Annotated in this window: 13 protein-coding genes; 9 read left to right on the top strand and 4 right to left on the bottom strand. The window is 41.9% G+C overall.

Annotation, left to right across the window (positions count from 1 at the left end; all coding sequences use genetic code 11):
• Positions 1-33 precede the first annotated feature (33 nt).
• The 5 genes from prfC (at position 34) to RMZ95_RS06415 (ending at position 7,279) form a co-directional block, all read left to right on the top strand.
• Positions 34-1,662 carry a peptide chain release factor 3 gene (prfC, locus tag RMZ95_RS06435; protein WP_322684901.1) on the top strand — a complete coding sequence of 543 codons (1,629 nt, stop codon included), beginning with the start codon at positions 34-36 and terminating at the stop codon, positions 1,660-1,662.
• Between the two features lie 268 nt (positions 1,663-1,930).
• Positions 1,931-4,204, top strand: a complete 2,274-nt coding sequence (locus RMZ95_RS06430) for a M48 family metalloprotease (RefSeq protein ID WP_322684902.1) — start codon at positions 1,931-1,933, stop codon at positions 4,202-4,204.
• Between the two features lie 681 nt (positions 4,205-4,885).
• Positions 4,886-5,392, top strand: a complete 507-nt coding sequence (locus tag RMZ95_RS06425; RefSeq protein WP_322671990.1) for an RNA-binding protein — start codon at positions 4,886-4,888, stop codon at positions 5,390-5,392.
• Positions 5,393-5,849: 457 nt separating this feature from the next.
• Complete coding sequence (locus RMZ95_RS06420) at positions 5,850-6,290, top strand: SufE family protein (protein ID WP_322671991.1); 441 nt, start codon at positions 5,850-5,852, stop codon at positions 6,288-6,290.
• A gap of 89 nt (positions 6,291-6,379) precedes the next feature.
• A complete protein-coding gene (locus RMZ95_RS06415) occupies positions 6,380-7,279 on the top strand; it encodes an alpha/beta hydrolase (protein ID WP_322684903.1) in 900 nt (299 codons plus the stop codon).
• Positions 7,280-7,362: 83 nt separating this feature from the next.
• Here the strand turns inward: RMZ95_RS06415 and RMZ95_RS06410 are convergent, their stop codons facing one another.
• Complete coding sequence (locus RMZ95_RS06410; RefSeq protein WP_322684904.1) at positions 7,363-8,712, bottom strand: HEAT repeat domain-containing protein; 1,350 nt, start codon at positions 8,710-8,712, stop codon at positions 7,363-7,365.
• A gap of 306 nt (positions 8,713-9,018) precedes the next feature.
• Between RMZ95_RS06410 and RMZ95_RS06405 the strand changes: the two genes are divergently transcribed.
• The 4 genes from RMZ95_RS06405 (at position 9,019) to RMZ95_RS06390 (ending at position 13,422) form a co-directional block, all read left to right on the top strand.
• The gene (locus RMZ95_RS06405) at positions 9,019-9,990 is read left to right on the top strand and encodes a GTP-binding protein (protein WP_322671994.1); all 972 of its coding nucleotides are present in this window, start codon (positions 9,019-9,021) and stop codon (positions 9,988-9,990) included.
• Positions 9,991-10,076: 86 nt separating this feature from the next.
• A complete protein-coding gene (locus RMZ95_RS06400; protein ID WP_322684905.1) occupies positions 10,077-11,138 on the top strand; it encodes a WD40 repeat domain-containing protein in 1,062 nt (353 codons plus the stop codon).
• A 78-nt stretch (positions 11,139-11,216) separates the two neighbouring features.
• Positions 11,217-11,489, top strand: a complete 273-nt coding sequence (locus RMZ95_RS06395) for a hypothetical protein (RefSeq protein ID WP_322684906.1) — start codon at positions 11,217-11,219, stop codon at positions 11,487-11,489.
• Positions 11,490-11,817: 328 nt separating this feature from the next.
• Positions 11,818-13,422 (top strand): NAD(P)H-quinone oxidoreductase subunit N, encoded by a 1,605-nt coding sequence (locus RMZ95_RS06390; RefSeq protein WP_322684907.1) that lies wholly within the window; start codon positions 11,818-11,820, stop codon positions 13,420-13,422.
• An 85-nt stretch (positions 13,423-13,507) separates the two neighbouring features.
• Here RMZ95_RS06390 and RMZ95_RS06385 read toward each other — a convergent pair whose 3' ends face one another.
• The 3 genes from RMZ95_RS06385 to RMZ95_RS06375 form a co-directional block, all read right to left on the bottom strand.
• The gene (locus tag RMZ95_RS06385) at positions 13,508-14,899 is read right to left on the bottom strand and encodes an ATP-binding protein (RefSeq protein WP_322684908.1); all 1,392 of its coding nucleotides are present in this window, start codon (positions 14,897-14,899) and stop codon (positions 13,508-13,510) included.
• Positions 14,900-14,985: 86 nt separating this feature from the next.
• Positions 14,986-15,528: a methanogen output domain 1-containing protein gene (locus tag RMZ95_RS06380; protein WP_322684909.1), complete on the bottom strand. Its 543-nt coding sequence runs from the start codon at positions 15,526-15,528 to the stop codon at positions 14,986-14,988.
• Between the two features lie 250 nt (positions 15,529-15,778).
• A complete protein-coding gene (locus RMZ95_RS06375; protein WP_322684910.1) occupies positions 15,779-15,907 on the bottom strand; it encodes a hypothetical protein in 129 nt (42 codons plus the stop codon).
• Between the last annotated feature and the right edge of the window lie 20 nt (positions 15,908-15,927).

The raw sequence follows: 15,927 nt of genomic DNA, 5'->3' as shown, positions 1-15,927 counted from the left end.
AAAAATTAAGCTAGCTAACAAACAAATACATTTATGTCTACTGAACTTCAGTCTGAACTTATTCAAGCAGTCGAACTTCGCCGCAACTTTGCGATTATATCTCACCCTGATGCTGGTAAAACTACACTAACTGAAAAGCTACTCCTGTACGGGGGTGCAATTCACGAAGCTGGGGCAGTCAAAGCGCGACGGGCACAGCGTAAGGCTACCTCTGACTGGATGGCGATGGAGCAACAACGGGGTATTTCCATTACCTCCACAGTGTTGCAATTTGAATACCAGAATTGTCAAATCAATTTATTGGACACTCCCGGACACCAAGATTTCAGTGAAGATACTTATCGCACCCTCGCTGCTGCCGATAATGCAGTGATGTTAATTGATGCGGCAAAGGGTTTAGAACCGCAAACCCGCAAATTGTTTGAAGTGTGTAAGTTGCGGGGTATCCCAATTTTTACATTTATCAACAAGCTCGATCGCCCCGGAAGGGAACCTCTGGAATTGTTGGATGAAATTGAGCAAGAATTGGGATTGCAAACCTATGCAGTCAACTGGCCGATTGGGATGGGCGATCGCTTTAAAGGTGTTTTTGACCGACACAAGCAACAAATACACCTGTTTGAACGCAGCGCCCACGGCAGCCGAGAAGCCCGCGATACAATAGTGGAGTTAGGCGATCCGAGAATAGAAGAACAGCTAGAACAAAATCTGTACTATCAACTGAAAAACGATCTGGAACTGTTAGAAGGAGTTGGCCCAGAGCTAGATTTGCAGTTGATACACGAAGGGAAAATGACGCCTGTGTTTTTTGGTAGCGCCATGACTAACTTCGGGGTAGAGTTATTCCTCAAGTATTTCCTCGACTATGCCCTCAAACCCGGTTCTCATATCAGCAGTGTTGGTGAAGTTCCCCCTACATACCCAGAATTTTCGGGGTTTGTCTTTAAACTGCAAGCGAATATGGACCCGAAACACCGCGATCGCGTTGCATTTATCCGGGTTTGCACTGGTAAGTTTGAAAAAGATATGATGGTGAATCACGCCCGCATTGGTAAACTCATCCGTCTATCTCGCCCGCAAAAACTTTTTGCTCAAGAGCGAGAATCGATTGATGTGGCTTATCCTGGCGATGTGATCGGTTTGAACAATCCTGGTGTTTTTGCGATCGGGGATACAATTTACACGGGACAAAAGCTCGAATATGAGGGGATTCCGTATTTCTCGCCGGAACTGTTTGCATCTTTGAGGAATCCCAACCCCTCGAAATCTAAACAATTCCAAAAAGGCGTTGCGGAATTGCGAGAAGAAGGTGCTGTGCAAATTATGTATTCAACTGATGAAGCCAAGCGCGATCCAATTTTGGCGGCGGTGGGTCAGTTGCAATTCGAGGTAGTACAGTTTCGTTTACAAAATGAGTATGGTGTAGAAACCATATTAGATTTATTGCCCTACAGTGTCGCCCGTTGGGTTGAGGGTGGTTGGGAAGCATTAGAAAAAGTGGGACGAATATTCAATACCACTACAGTTAAAGACAGTATGGGACGACCAGTGTTGCTATTCCGCAATGAATGGAATTGTCAACAGTTATTGGGCGACCATCCAGAGTTAAAATTAAGCGCGATCGCTCCAGTATTTTCTAGTCAACAACCAGTGGAGGAATAATTCACTACGAATTTTAGATTTTAGATTTTAAATTTTAGATTTTTTTGTTCATGCCTTGCCCCTAGTGGGTAGAACAAATCTAAAATCTTTAATTTAAAATCCTTGAGCCAAGTAACCTTGTGGTCAGGCTCAATCCAAAATCCAAAATCCAAAATCCAAAATTAGTTGACAAGCAAAACTTGAGCGCGGTTGATTTCCACGGCATCCGAGGTTCGCGCTTTTGCACAAACGTGGATCATTTAGAAGAGATTGGAGTGCCAGAATTTGTATGCCTTCACATGCCAAACCGTCTTTGGAGGCTGGTTTAGTTGCCCTCAAGCAGGGAAATTACCAAACAGCGATCGCTCAACTAGAACCTATTGCTAGCAGCCATAATGGGACTGCTAGCTTACAAGCTCAGGTTGGTTTAGTGATGGCTTATGCTCGCACTGGCGAAGTTTCCAAAGCGATCGCTATTTCCCAGAATCTCATTGAGAGTAACAATCCGCAAGTTCAAGAGTGGGCAACACGCGCTCTCGAACACCTGACAAAACGTAAAAAATCCGATCGAGAATCAAAAAAAGTCGAAACTGGATTTGTTCCCTTTGAGAATTCAACGCCAGCAGATTCAACCCCCATTACTCCCCCGGAAACTCCTACATCAGAGGAAAAACCGAACGATCGAGTCATAGAAACCAAAAGCGACGACATCCCGCCAATGGTGCCACTAGCTAGACTCAAAGCTACATTAGCGACACCGCCACCACCGCCGCCACCAGCTACACCCCTAAGCGGCTTCATGGGTTCTGTTACCCGCACCCAAGCCAAATTATTCGGCGTTATTTATTGGCGGCAAGCACAACGCGCCAAAGCATGGCAACCATTACGTAAACCAAAATTAATTCCCTTGCGGCTACTATCGGCAGGGACATTTATCGCCCTGTTTTGGGTAATACGAGAAATCCTCAAGTTGGCATTGGGATTCATCAACCAAACTTTAGTCAAACTACCTTATCTGGAGCCAATACAGTTTTTATACCAAGATCCTACTCAACTGTTGCTGATCGCATTGGTGATTTTAATCGGGGTATCACCTTGGTTGCTGGATCTGCTACTGGCGAACTTGTATGGTCAGCGAGAATTTCCGAAAGATGTATTGAATACTCATAGCCGCGAAGCTGTTCGGGTGCTACAACGTTGTTCCCAACAGCGGCACTGGCCGTTACCCAAACTGCGGATTTTACCAACGGCTGCACCAATTATTCTGACTTATGGTAGTTTACCACGTAATGCCAGGATTGTTGTGAGTCAAGGGCTATTAGAGCAGCTGGCAGATGATGAAATCGCCATTATTTACGCCACGCAGCTAGGGCATATTGCTCACTGGGATTTTGCTGTAATGTCTTTGTTGCTGTTGGTTACACTACCAACTCACAAGCTATATCAGCAAGTGTCGGAGTTGGGAGACAAAATATCAGCAAAAATTTGGCGCTGGCCAGTGACAATTCTGGCAAGTCTAATTTATGGAATTTGGTGTTTGCTAACTGGAACTGGATTGTGGTTGTCGCGGTTGCGGCTTTATTATAGCGATCGCGTCGCTGCTGAAATTACTGGTAATCCCAATGCTCTGATTCGCGCTTTACTGAAAATTGCCATTGGCATCGCCGCTGATATCCAAAAACAAGAACACACCAGTTGGCAACTGGAAAGCTTAAATCTTTTAACACCAGTCAGCTACCAACAGAGTTTATCTTTGGGCACTATTGCCAGTAATCTATCTTTTGAATCCTTTTTAAAGTGGGATACGGCCAATCCCTATCGCCGATGGTTTACGATTAATAATAGCCATCCTTTAATGGGCGATCGCATCGAACGCCTCTGTCAAATAGCCCGTCACTGGCATCTAGACACCGAACTACATTTTGATAGCGTTCCATCAAAGGTTAAGCGTCAGTCTTTTCTATTACAAGTCGCTCCCTGGTTGGGAATTCCTCTAGGGGTTCTGTTTGCAGCTTTCGTCTGGCTAACCTGGCAACTAGCATTCACACTCAAGTTTTTAAATCTAAAGTGGATATATGAAGATTGGTCTTTCATTACAGGCTGCCTTCTGATTGGCTTTAGCATCGGTACTGTGATGCGGATTAATTCTTTCTTCCCCGATATTAAACCTGCCACCGTACAAACTGACGACAGCTTACCCAACCTGTTAGCTGACCCTTCTGCCTTACCTATTGATAGCGTCAGCGTGCGTCTTGTGGGTAAATTATTAGGTCGTCAAGGCACTAGTAACACCCTAGCGCAAGATTTAATCTTGCAATCCAGCGCAGGTTTGGTGAAATTGCACCACATTTCTTGGCTAGGACAGTCAGTCAATCACCAGGATCTAATCGGGCGGCAAATTATCGTCACAGGTTGGTTCCGGCGAGGAGCAACACCTTGGATCGATATCCAAACCCTAGAAACTCAAAGTGGTAAAACCATTCATAGCCCTCATCCTATTTGGTCTACTTTTTTAGCTGTTGCAGCACAGGCTTGGGGCGCATACGTCTTTCTAACTGGTTAGTCATTGGTCATTAGTCATTAGTCATTGGTCATTAGTCATTGGTTATCAACAAAGGACAAAGGACAAAGGACAAAAGACAAACGACAAATCGAAATGTAAAAAAAAGTTGCAGATTTCCTTAACAAATGTTACATTTATTTACACAAACAAGAGCAACCGACATAACTCAGCATCACCGCTTAGTTGTAGATATAGGTGCTTTTTCCCCGCTCTATACCTTTTTATCCTCCCAACACAGCAGCAAATTAACCAGCCACTGGCTGGTTTTTGTTTCAAAATATGCTCACTTGCATAAAAAAATGTGTTTTATGTTACGATCTAGTAATAGTAATGCTGAAAATGTAGGCGCTAAACTAGCTACGTAGAAAATACCGTGGTAATGTAAGGAATGGTATTTGATTCTGCGAAAAAGGGCATAGAAGAAAGCGTGTACTTTAGCAGGCAATAGGCTATTAAATTTACAATTCTTAGAATTAAGGTGTTATTAGCTCACCATTAGTGTGAGCCTTTGGATTAAACAAGCTTGATCCCGACGAAAAACTGTATTGTTGTATAAGTTGACAGTTTCGAGCAAAAAAATTGGTTTATGGCAGTCTTGGTCAATAGCATCTATTTAAAAGCCAAAGCTAAGTGATTGTTTTCTTGCCTTGCCATGTTCATTCAACTCTGGAGGTATAGTTCATGTCCGTTCGCCTATATATAGGTAATTTGCCTAAAGATGAAATAGATCGTCAAGATCTGCAAGCCGTTTTTGCAGCAGAAGGTGATGCTGTAACTACTAAATTAATTAAAGACCGCAAAACTGGCAAATGCCGTGGTTTTGGTTTTCTTACAGTCAACAATGACGAACAAGCTGACGAAATTATTGAAAAGTATAATGGTCAGATGTTCAAAGACACTCCCATTAAGCTAGAGAAGGCATTACCTCGCACAAAGGGTGAAGAGGGCGACGAGCAAGCTCCTAAACCAGTTACTCTTGCTAATAATAGTACGCCAACTCCTGCCCCCAACAGAGAAGGTAGCCGTCGTGAGAAAAGCTCTAAGAAGCCTCGTCGTGGCGGCGGTGGCGGTGGTTCTCGCGAAACCAGCACCACAACCACCGATTCAGACGCTATTCGTCCAGATCCGCGTTGGGCTTCGGAATTAGAAAAGCTGAAGCAGATGTTAGCTGCACAAACTACGAATTAATCGTTAAGGGAGAGAAGTTAAAAATTAAAAATCAGAATTTTTTTTTGATTTTTAATTTTTAATTATTGTTGATAATTATCTAGCTGCTTGGTTAAATATACTTGCAGCTAATTTTGTAAGTGCGTAAGCATCGCATTGTCAAATCGTGGAGAATTGAGGGTTGAAATTTCAACGCAGAGGGACGCAAAGGTAAGCGCAGAGGTACGCAGAGAATATGCTACGAAGTTATATAGTTTTCTATTTAGAATAAAATTAAGTTTTTGTAATTAGAGGCATTGAAAAACCTGGACGATGGGGATGCAATGCCTAGGTTGGGCTGCGCCTACGCAGTAATTAGCTGGATTTGATAAATTAGAGTCAGTAATGGCAAGCTTGATAATGCCAAGAGAACCAGAGGCGCGATCGCTTTCAAGATAATCTACACTCAAGGTGATACCGATCGTTTGCAGCTTCTGTTATGTCCTCAATTCTAGATTCTTTGCCACCTGCGCTCGCTAAAATTGTCCAGCGCTTTCAACGCGCTTCCGAACCGAAACGACGCTACGAACAGCTAATCTGGTATGCTCAGAAGCTCAATGAGTTCCCAGAAGCTGACAAATTACCCGAAAATAAAGTTCCTGGTTGCGTGTCTCAAGTTTATATCACAGCAGCTTTGGATGACGGTAAAGTTGTATTTCAGGGCGATTCCGACTCCCAATTAACCAAAGGATTAGTCGGGCTTCTGGTTGAAGGATTACATGGATTAACGCCAAGTGAGATTGTCCAGCTTACTCCAGATTTTATTCAAGAAACAGGTTTAAATGTTAGCCTGACACCTTCCCGTGCTAATGGATTTTACAATATTTTTAAAACCATGCAAAAAAAAGCATTGGAATGTAAGTTAGATTTGCCTAGCTAAACTTGGTTATTTTAGTCATTTGTCATTAGTCATTGGTCATTAGCAAAAGACAAATGACAAATAAGGTACAACTACCAAAATTTAGTCTTATGTCAACAAATTTATTATCTACCCCTGCTACTGGCTTTGGTGGAGTAGTTCAAGAATATCTCTGGAATTGGGAAAATCAGCAATTGCGCGTTGTTTATGAAACCCTTGGTAAAGGTTCACCGTTATTGCTACTACCATCTTTCAGCAGTGTTTCGACGCGTTTGGAAGTTGGCGAACTTGCCAAGTTACTAGCTCCCAATTTTCAAGTTGTAGCCATAGACTGGCCTGGATTTGGTGAATCTTCTCGCCCTAGTTTGAATTATCGACCGGAAATATATCAGCACTTTCTGGAAGATTTTGTCAAAGCTATTTTTAATACTCCCATTACCGTGGTGGCGGCTGGTCATGCTGCTACATACGTTTTACAATTAGCTGTCAAACAGGCTGCTTTCTCAAAAATTGTATTGTTGGCTCCTACTTGGCGTGGCCCTTTACCAACAATGGGGGCAAGTCAACAGATAGCTGGCATTGTGAGAGAATTGGTGCGATCGCCTATACTTGGTCAAGTTCTCTACAAACTCAACACTACCCCATCCTTTTTAAGTTTCATGTACCGCCGTCATGTTTTTACTGACGCGGCTAAAATTACACCCAGTTTCATTGAGCAGAAATGGGAAACAACTCAACAACCAGGAGCGCGATTTGCATCTGCTGCCTTTGTAACTGGTAATCTTGATGCTGTACGCGCACAATCGGATTTTCTAAGACTTGTGCAGTCTTTAACTGTACCCCTCATGGTAGTAATTGGAGAATCCAGCCCCCCCAAATCACGAGAAGAAATGAACGCTTTGGTAACCTTACCAGGAGTGAAAAGCATTGTTATTCCCGGTTCTCTGGGACTGCATGAAGAATACCCAGCAGTTGTTTTAGAAGCAGTTCAAGATTTTTTGTTCTCCTAATAAAATTCAATCCTCATACCAAGACGCAAAGAATCATTTTGCGCCTTGGTGCGAGATTAAAATTAGTTCAAGCTACTGCTTCCCTACCTTGGGCGGCTTTTAGAAAACAAGCGGGAATCTTTTTCTTTTTTGAGGAAATTAAGAGAGCGACGCAAACGTTTTTCTCCTTCTGCAAACCCAGGTAAATTTGCATACTCAGACTTGGGATTTTCTACAATATTTAAAGCCGTTTCTAAGTAGGATATGGCGAGATCCACTTCTTGATTAGATAGTTTAGTTGCGTTATCTTGCCAGCTTTCAGCGATGCGTCCCAAAGCTTCTTCTGCATTATATCTAAGCTCCTGTTTCTTCAAAGCTTCAATAATCACCGGGACGGCTATTGCTGCTTTTTCCCCCATGCTTTCTAAGGCAGAGGCAGCACTTGAACGAACCTGAAAGTCCAAATCATTTTTCAAAGCTTCAATAAGTGCGGGGACTACGATTGCTGCTTTTTCACCGATGTTTTTCAAAGCATAGGCAACATTTGAGCGAACTTGTGCATTTTTATCCTGTTTCAAAGCTGTGATGAGTGCAGGCACGGCTTTTACTACTTCTTCACTCTTGCGTTTCCAAATACCAACCCTTCCCAAGACAGAGGTAGCACCTATACGAACCAAATCATTTTTGTCTTTCAATGCTTGGATAATTACAGGAACTAGCGATGTTGTATCTTGCCCCATATTGCTCAAAGCACTAATAGCATTCGATCGCACTTGCTCGTTGTCATCTTTAAGTGTTTCCATAAGTACAGGAATTGCCGCTTTCAGTTCGTTTGTGAGTTTGACGTTAAAGTTGTCATCGCTAGAATAAGTAAAACTCATAGATTGAAAGGCCATGAGCGCAGCTAAACGTACTTCCGTATCACTGTCTTTCACTGCTGCAATCACAACGGGGATGACTGCTTTCACTTCAGGGGTAGATTTATTTAAGTCTTTGCCAGCAATGCTAATCAAAGCTGAGACAGCACAAACGCGAACTTCCGCATCTAGATCGTTTTTTGAGGTGGTAATTAAGTTTGAAATTACCTGACTAGCTACTTTTTTATCAATGCTTCCCAACAGGTGAGCAGCATCGGCACGCAGTTTTGTATCCCGGTTTCGTAACGCTTTAACTAAATCAGAAACAGCTTGTGAACCAATTCTTTGCCTAGCTCTAGCTGTTCTTTCAGAGCCACAATAATTCCTGTTTGGTTCTTGGTAACTTGAAACACTCAGTGTGCGCTCCTTCTCTTGTCCCCAGACGTTGCCTATCGGCAACATAGATAACCAAAGGCATAAAAATGAAATTTCTAACGCTACTTGAAATTTAACTAAAAAGTTGACTGGAATAAATGCAGATGCTTGACCTGTTTGAGTTACTTGCTTTTTCGAGCAGCTAGTGTTTTTTGAAACCACCACGCTTCTCCATCAAAGTATAGTTTTTTATGTGATGATTATCATAGATTTCCTCATATTGTCAAGCTACTAACCTGCAACTTACGGTAGAGTGGACTAGCTTAGATGCAATATTCCTACCAAGCTATGCCAACTTATAAATATTTATTACTTATTACAGATGCACAAAAATAAAGTGCTTCTTGATTAAATTATGTGATTATTTTGCTGAAACCCAAAATAACAGCAAGTTCGCACAAAAATATAAAAAGATTTATCATGGGCGATAATGATTATCCACAAGGTGAGACAAGAGGAATTTAGAGTATGGTGGCTGACGTAATCAACAATTCAGTTCCCGTTACTGTTCTTACAGGCTATTTGGGAGCAGGTAAAACGACTCTACTCAATCACATCCTCACCTACGAACATGGCAAAAAAGTTGCTGTGATTGTTAATGAATTTGGGGAAGTGGGTATTGATAATCAATTGATTATCGATGCAGATGAAGAAATATTTGAAATGAACAATGGCTGTATCTGTTGTACAGTACGCGGCGATTTAATTCGCATCATTGGCAATTTGATGAAGCGGCGCGATAAATTCGATCATTTAGTAATTGAAACAACTGGATTAGCCGATCCTGCACCAGTGATCCAGACATTTTTTGTTGATGAAGATTTGCAAAGTCAACTGTCCCTCGATGCAGTGGTGACAGTCGTAGATGCCAAGCACATTTGGCAGCACTGGGATGCAGACGAAGCCCAAGAACAGATTGCTTTTGCCGATGTAATTTTACTTAATAAAACAGATTTAGTAGCGCCAGAAGAGTTGAATGAATTAGAAAAACGGATTCGGGCGATGAATGCGATCGCAAAAATCTACCGTACCCAAAATTCTGAACTAGGAATGGATGCTTTATTAGGTGTAAAAGCCTTTGATTTAGAACGTGCATTAGAAATCGATCCAGATTTCTTAGGCGAAGATGCCCACGTACACGATGAAACTGTCTATTCTGTAGCTTTAGTAGAAGCAGGTGCAGTTGATGGAGAAAAATTAAACGCTTGGCTTTCGGAGCTACTGCGTACTCAAGGCCCCGATATTTTTCGGATGAAAGGCATTTTAAATATTGCTGGAGAAGATAATCGATTTGTATTCCAAGGAGTACACATGATATTTGATGGCAAACCCGATCGCCCCTGGAAACCCAGCGAAACTCCTAAAAACGAACTAGTTTTTATTGGTCGGAACCTTGATGCAGCCCAACTCAAACAAGATTTTCTCGCTTGTCTAGCGTAAATAAAAAGTTAGGAGTTAGGAGTTATGAGTGATGAGTTAAAAATTCCTAACTTCTAACTTCTAACTCCTCACTCTTGTAGAAAATTATGAACTCCACAACCAGCAAATCTAAGGAATTTGAACAACATTATTCCGGGACACTTTCAGATTATGTAACTGCGATCGCTTGGTCGCCACAAGGTAAAACTTTAGCAGCAACTTCCGCCGCCGGTGAAGTAGTTCTGTGGAATGATGGCGAACTCACAACCTTACAAACTGGTAACGGTAAATCAGTAGACTGTCTCGCCTTTTCCCCAGATGGAAAATTCTTAGCCGTTGGCGGACAAGATGGACAGGTGAAAATTTGGCGTGACACTGAATTAATCGCCACCTTGGAAAATGCCCCTGCATGGGTTGACAAGCTAGCTTGGAATTACACCAGTAACCAACTGGCTTTTAGTTTGGGGCGTTACGTCCAAGTTTGGGATGCAGATACTCGTGAAATTGTCGTGACGCTGAATTTCGACAACTCTTCAGTATTGGGTATAGATTGGCGCATTGACGGACAATACTTAGCTATTAGTGGTTATAAAGGAGTGAAGATTTGGCATAGTCAAAACTGGGATGAGGAACCATACAGCTTAGATATGACTACTGTCAGTTTAGCTATGGCTTGGTCGCCCGATGGTAAATTCCTCGCTTCTGGCAACATGGATCGTAGTGTCACCGTTTTAGAATGGAACAACCCCGATCCTTGGGTGATGCGTGGCTTCCCTGGTAAAATTCGCCAATTGGCATGGTCAGAAGCTACCACAAAACTGGGTGCGCCAATACTGGCATCTTCTAGCGTTGAAGGTATTGTAGTCTGGGAAAAGTTAGAGGATGATTCTTTAGGTTGGGAAGCGCGAGTATTAACAAATCATGTGGGTGTGATCAATGCGATCGCCTTTGCACCCAAAAGCTTCCTGCTTGCTTCTGCTGCTGCTGACGGCTGGTTATGTTTGTGGAACCAAGCCAAGGAAGTATCCCAAATTATCACAGGTGTCTCAGCAGGATTTTCCACCCTAGCTTGGCATTCTCAAGGCAAGTTACTGGCGGCTGGCGGTGAACAGGGCGAATTACTTGTTTGGTCAAAGGTTTTGCGGGGTCAAGGATTCGGGCGTAGTTAAACAATACTTGGTAATTAAAATTGAAGCTGGGCAATTTATTAGCTATGCTGTATCAGCAAAGCTATCTTTGTGTGAATTATGAAAATTGTCAAACTGATTTTACTTGCCTGTCCCGCATTTATGGTATCCATGCTGCTGGTAGTCAATCCAGCAAACGCATCTAGCCTAAAATCTACATACGCTACCCAAATTATGACGGTAGTATCTACACAACAAATTCCCGATCTGGCAACACCAAATTTGATTCAAACATCTAATCCGATAATTGATCCAGTTGGTTGCAATTGTGCCAACTGTGTTCAGTCTAAATTTCAGTCGTTACAAGGCAAGCTGCCATCGGTCGGTTTTTAATAAACTTAGGAGTTATAAATATTATCGGGCACAGCAATGCTGTGCCCTTATTTATTTTATAAGCTTTTTGTACGTAACTATTGCACTGGTTGCAGCATAATTATTGATGATATTTGCTAAAAGTCACGCCTGAAAAACGGAGTAGGAAAGTTGTTAAGTGAATCCCTGGATACTGAGAAAGCTGCTGGTAAAGTAGTAAGGTTGGTGCAATCGCCATCTGCATCCAAGCTGTTAAGCTCTTGTTAAAAGAGCTAGTCCGGGGATTAGAAAACTTGCTAGAGTGAACAGAGTTAGCCTTAATGTCTAATCGCCAAAACCTATACATCTCATGGATTTTGCTAATATTGCATCCCAACTAAACGCTGGAACGATTTTACCAGAGGGGATTGTTATTCTCACCCTCTTGGGGGTTTTGATTGTTGATTTGATTTTGGGGCGTACATCCGCGCGCTGGATTGGATATCTAGCGATCGCAGGTTTATTTGCTTCGATTGTCGCCCTATATTTTCAATGGGACTCTCCCAATCCTATCGGTTTTACCGATGGCTTTAATGGTGATGACTTGAGTATCGTCTTTCGCGGTATTATTGCCTTGTCTGCGATTGTGACTATACTGATGTCAATTCGCTACGTTGAGCAGAGTGGCACCTCTTTAGCAGAATTTCTCGCTATTTTGCTGAGTGCTACTTTGGGAGGGATGTTTTTATCCGGGGCTAGTGAGTTGGTGATGATTTTCATCTCCCTAGAAACCCTGAGTATCTCCTCTTACTTGTTGACAGGTTATACCAAGCGTGACCCCCGCTCCAACGAAGCGGCGCTGAAATACTTGTTAATTGGAGCTTCCAGTACAGCAATATTTTTGTACGGTGTATCCCTGCTGTATGGACTATCTGGAGGACAAACCGAACTTAGTGCGATCGCTAATGGCATTGCCACAGCAAAAGTGGGACAATCTTTAGGTTTAGTGATTGCCCTGGTATTTGCGATCGCGGGTATTGGCTTCAAAATCTCCGCTGCACCCTTCCACCAGTGGACACCAGACGTTTACGAAGGCGCTCCCACCCCAGTCATCGCCTTTTTATCTGTCGGTTCCAAAGCAGCTGGTTTTGCCCTAGCCATCCGCTTGCTGACAACAGCCTTCCCCCTTGTTGCTGACGAGTGGAGGTTTGTCTTCACAGCTCTTGCTGTTCTCAGCATGATTTTGGGTAACGTAGTCGCGCTAGCCCAAACCAGCATGAAACGGATGCTAGCTTATTCATCCATTGCCCAAGCTGGATTTGTGATGATTGGCTTGATTGCTGGTACTCAGGCAGGATACGCCAGTATGATATTCTACTTACTGGTTTACCTGTTCATGAACCTGTGCGGCTTTACCTGCATCATCTTGTTCTCACTGCGGACAGGAACCGACCAGATTGCCGAATACTCTGGCTTATATCAAAAAGACCCACTCTTGACACTAGCGTTGAGTATCTCCCTGCTTTCCTTGGGTGGTATTCCACCATTAGCTGGGTTTTTCGGCAAGATTTACTTATTTTGGGCTGGTTGGCAAGCAGGACTTTATTGGTTAGTCTTGCTGGGCTTAGTTACCACCGTCGTCTCCATCTACTACTACATTCGCGTAGTTAAGATGATGGTAGTAAAAGAACCCCATGAAATGTCCGACGCGGTGAAGAATTATCCCCAAGTGCGTTGGGATTTACCTGGGCTAAGACCTTTGCAGGTCGGGTTGGTGGTAACATTTATTGCCACTTCTATAGCAGGGATTTTGTCAAATCCACTGTTTACATTGGCTAACAACTCCATTTCCCATACCCCATTTTTGCAAGCAACAATCAACACTAATGTAAAAGCAGAAAATCCACTGCTTTTACCAAAGTTAGATTCGGTTAGTCAGTCTGAATCCTCTGTTGATTCTACTGCCAAAATATAACTGAGTCTCAACCATATTTTGTAATCAAAAACACGCCTGTTTGCTAATGAGCAGACAGGCGTTGTTATATCTTTTAACTGAAATTTTATAAGGCTGATTGAATAGGTATTTTAATTACAAATTCTGCACCTTTTCCTGGAACAGAAAAACAGTTAAGTTGCCCGTTATGTTTTTCAACTATAATTTGATAGCTTATATATAGCCCTAGTCCAGTACCTTTACCCACAGTTTTAGTGGTAAAAAACGGATCGAATAGCTTTGAGCGAACTTGTTCATTTATCCCCAAACCATTATCAGCAATACTAACTTCTATCCATTTTTCATCGATTAGCTCAGTTTTAATTTGAATTTGGGGATTATAATTTATCAGTTTTGGACTTTCAGTTTTTTGTGTATTTATTTCTGAATACTGACTGTTGAGCGCTGATGCTTCCAGTGCATCGATTGCATTAGCAAGAATATTCATGAACACTTGATTGAGTTGACCAGGATAGCAAGTTACATTTGGTAGCTGACTATATTTTTTGATGACTTTGATTTCTGGGTACTCATGCCTAGCTTGCAGGCGATGCTCCAAAATCATCAAAGTACTATCAATTCCTTCATGAATATTGACTTGCTTAAGTTCTGCTTCATCCAGCCTGGAAAAATTACGTAGTGATTTAACAATTTCCTGAATGCGTTCTGCTCCCACTTTCATGGATTGGAAGAGTTTGGTTATATCTTGAATCAAAAAATCTAAGTCTATTTCTTCTACTTGCTGTTGGATTTCTGGAAGAGTATTTGGAAAAGCTTGTTGATAAGCTTCGATTAATTTCAGTAAATCCTGAGTGTATTTATGAGCGTGATGAAGGTTCCCATAAATAAAACTCACGGGGTTATTAATTTCATGAGCAATACCAGCGACCATCTGGCCTAAACTAGACATTTTCTCAGCTTGGATAAGCTGAGTTTGGGTAAGCTTTAGCTCATTTAGTGTGTCTTGTAAAGCAGTTGTACGTTCCTCAACCCGAATTTCTAGCTCTTGATTCGCTTTCTTGAGCGCTTCTTCTGCTTGTTTTCGTCTCTGAATTTCTTTGGCTAATTCATCAATTTTTTCGTTCAACAGAACGAAATTACTACTGGTCAGAGTTCTATTTTCCAAGCGTAAGAGAATTAAAGCTGAAGATTCAGGAGACCAAGGTTGAATAACGGCTCCTTGGCTACGACATATTAACGTTTGTCCATCATTCTTTCGTAAAGTCAAAGAGCCAATCACCATTGCCCTGCTACTTGAACAAGCTTGCAGATACTTTACAATATCGTTAGCAGGCTCAGTTACAATTTCAAAAAGTATTTTTCCCTGCAATTCTTGACGGCGTAACCCCAACATATCTGCTAATGGTTGATTGGTAGCTAACAGCTGACCCTCTCCACTTACCAGAAGTAAAGGTTCTGGTAAAACTCTGGCAAATTCAAGAAATTGTTCAGGAGTCATGGGGCTTCTACTTTCACGGTTTGACTCTACTTTACATATCTGCACTAAGCTTAATCCTGGAGTTATTTTGTTCGATAGTGAAGGATTTACACAGATTCTAGTCCCCTAAAGTATTCTCGACCTTCTGCATCTTCTGCCTCTTCTGTAAGTTTTAAGTAAACAATAACTTTACATCCAGAATTACCTTCTGCTATTGTCTCTTGCAATTCTACTTTTGCATATCCTAGATTATTAGCTGCGATCGTTCCAAAAACGTTTGAAGTCATCATGCACATGGCAGGGCGATTAATTACTTTATCGCCAAATGGGCAAACGCGGTTGCCAAAGACAATTTTTTCATCATTCTGCTCAATGACATAAAAATCGCCCTGGATTCGTTTTTTTAAATCAATCAAGACATCAGCTACCTGCCTACGAGAAAGGTTAGATATCTCCAGGGCAGATTTATAATCTTGGTTAATCTGCCTTCCCATCCTTTCACCAACAACGCTAATAAATCCCGAAGCTTCTTTTAAACCCACTACATCCTGCAAAGTACCAGATAATTCTCTGATTAGTGTACGTAAAAATATGTCGCGTTCTAAAGAAAGATTAAGCGTAGCTATTGAGTCCTTGGGTACATCGATCATAAATTTTGAGAATACAATCTTGGAAGTACACTTATAGAGTTCCCCAAAATTTCTCTAAAGTAACTACTTAATCTTTTTATTTTGAGAATTTAATGTTTGCTTTTGGTTCTAATGAAAAAATGTCGATAAGAAATTATGAGCCTTATCGTTGTGACAGTTTACGGTTTTGCATAGTCTCTTCTAGGTTAAGTCCCCATTATTTTTTCTAACCCTCCTTCAAGAGTGGGGAATTAGATCGAGTCTTAAAAGGTTAGCCAGCAAAAATAATCCCAGCTTTTGGTATATCTTTTGCAATAGAACTGGCACATTGCTGAAGAATTTCTTCAACTGCTGCAAGAGAATCTGGATCGTTACTGTGGTCTACTACTGCCTCGAACATAAATTTATTTATTATGTTAA

The organism is Nostoc sp. DedQUE07, assembly GCF_034530975.2.
Lineage (GTDB): Bacteria > Cyanobacteriota > Cyanobacteriia > Cyanobacteriales > Nostocaceae > Nostoc.
Note: the sequence above shows the minus strand (reverse complement) of the source record. Positions and strands in the feature narration are given on the sequence as shown.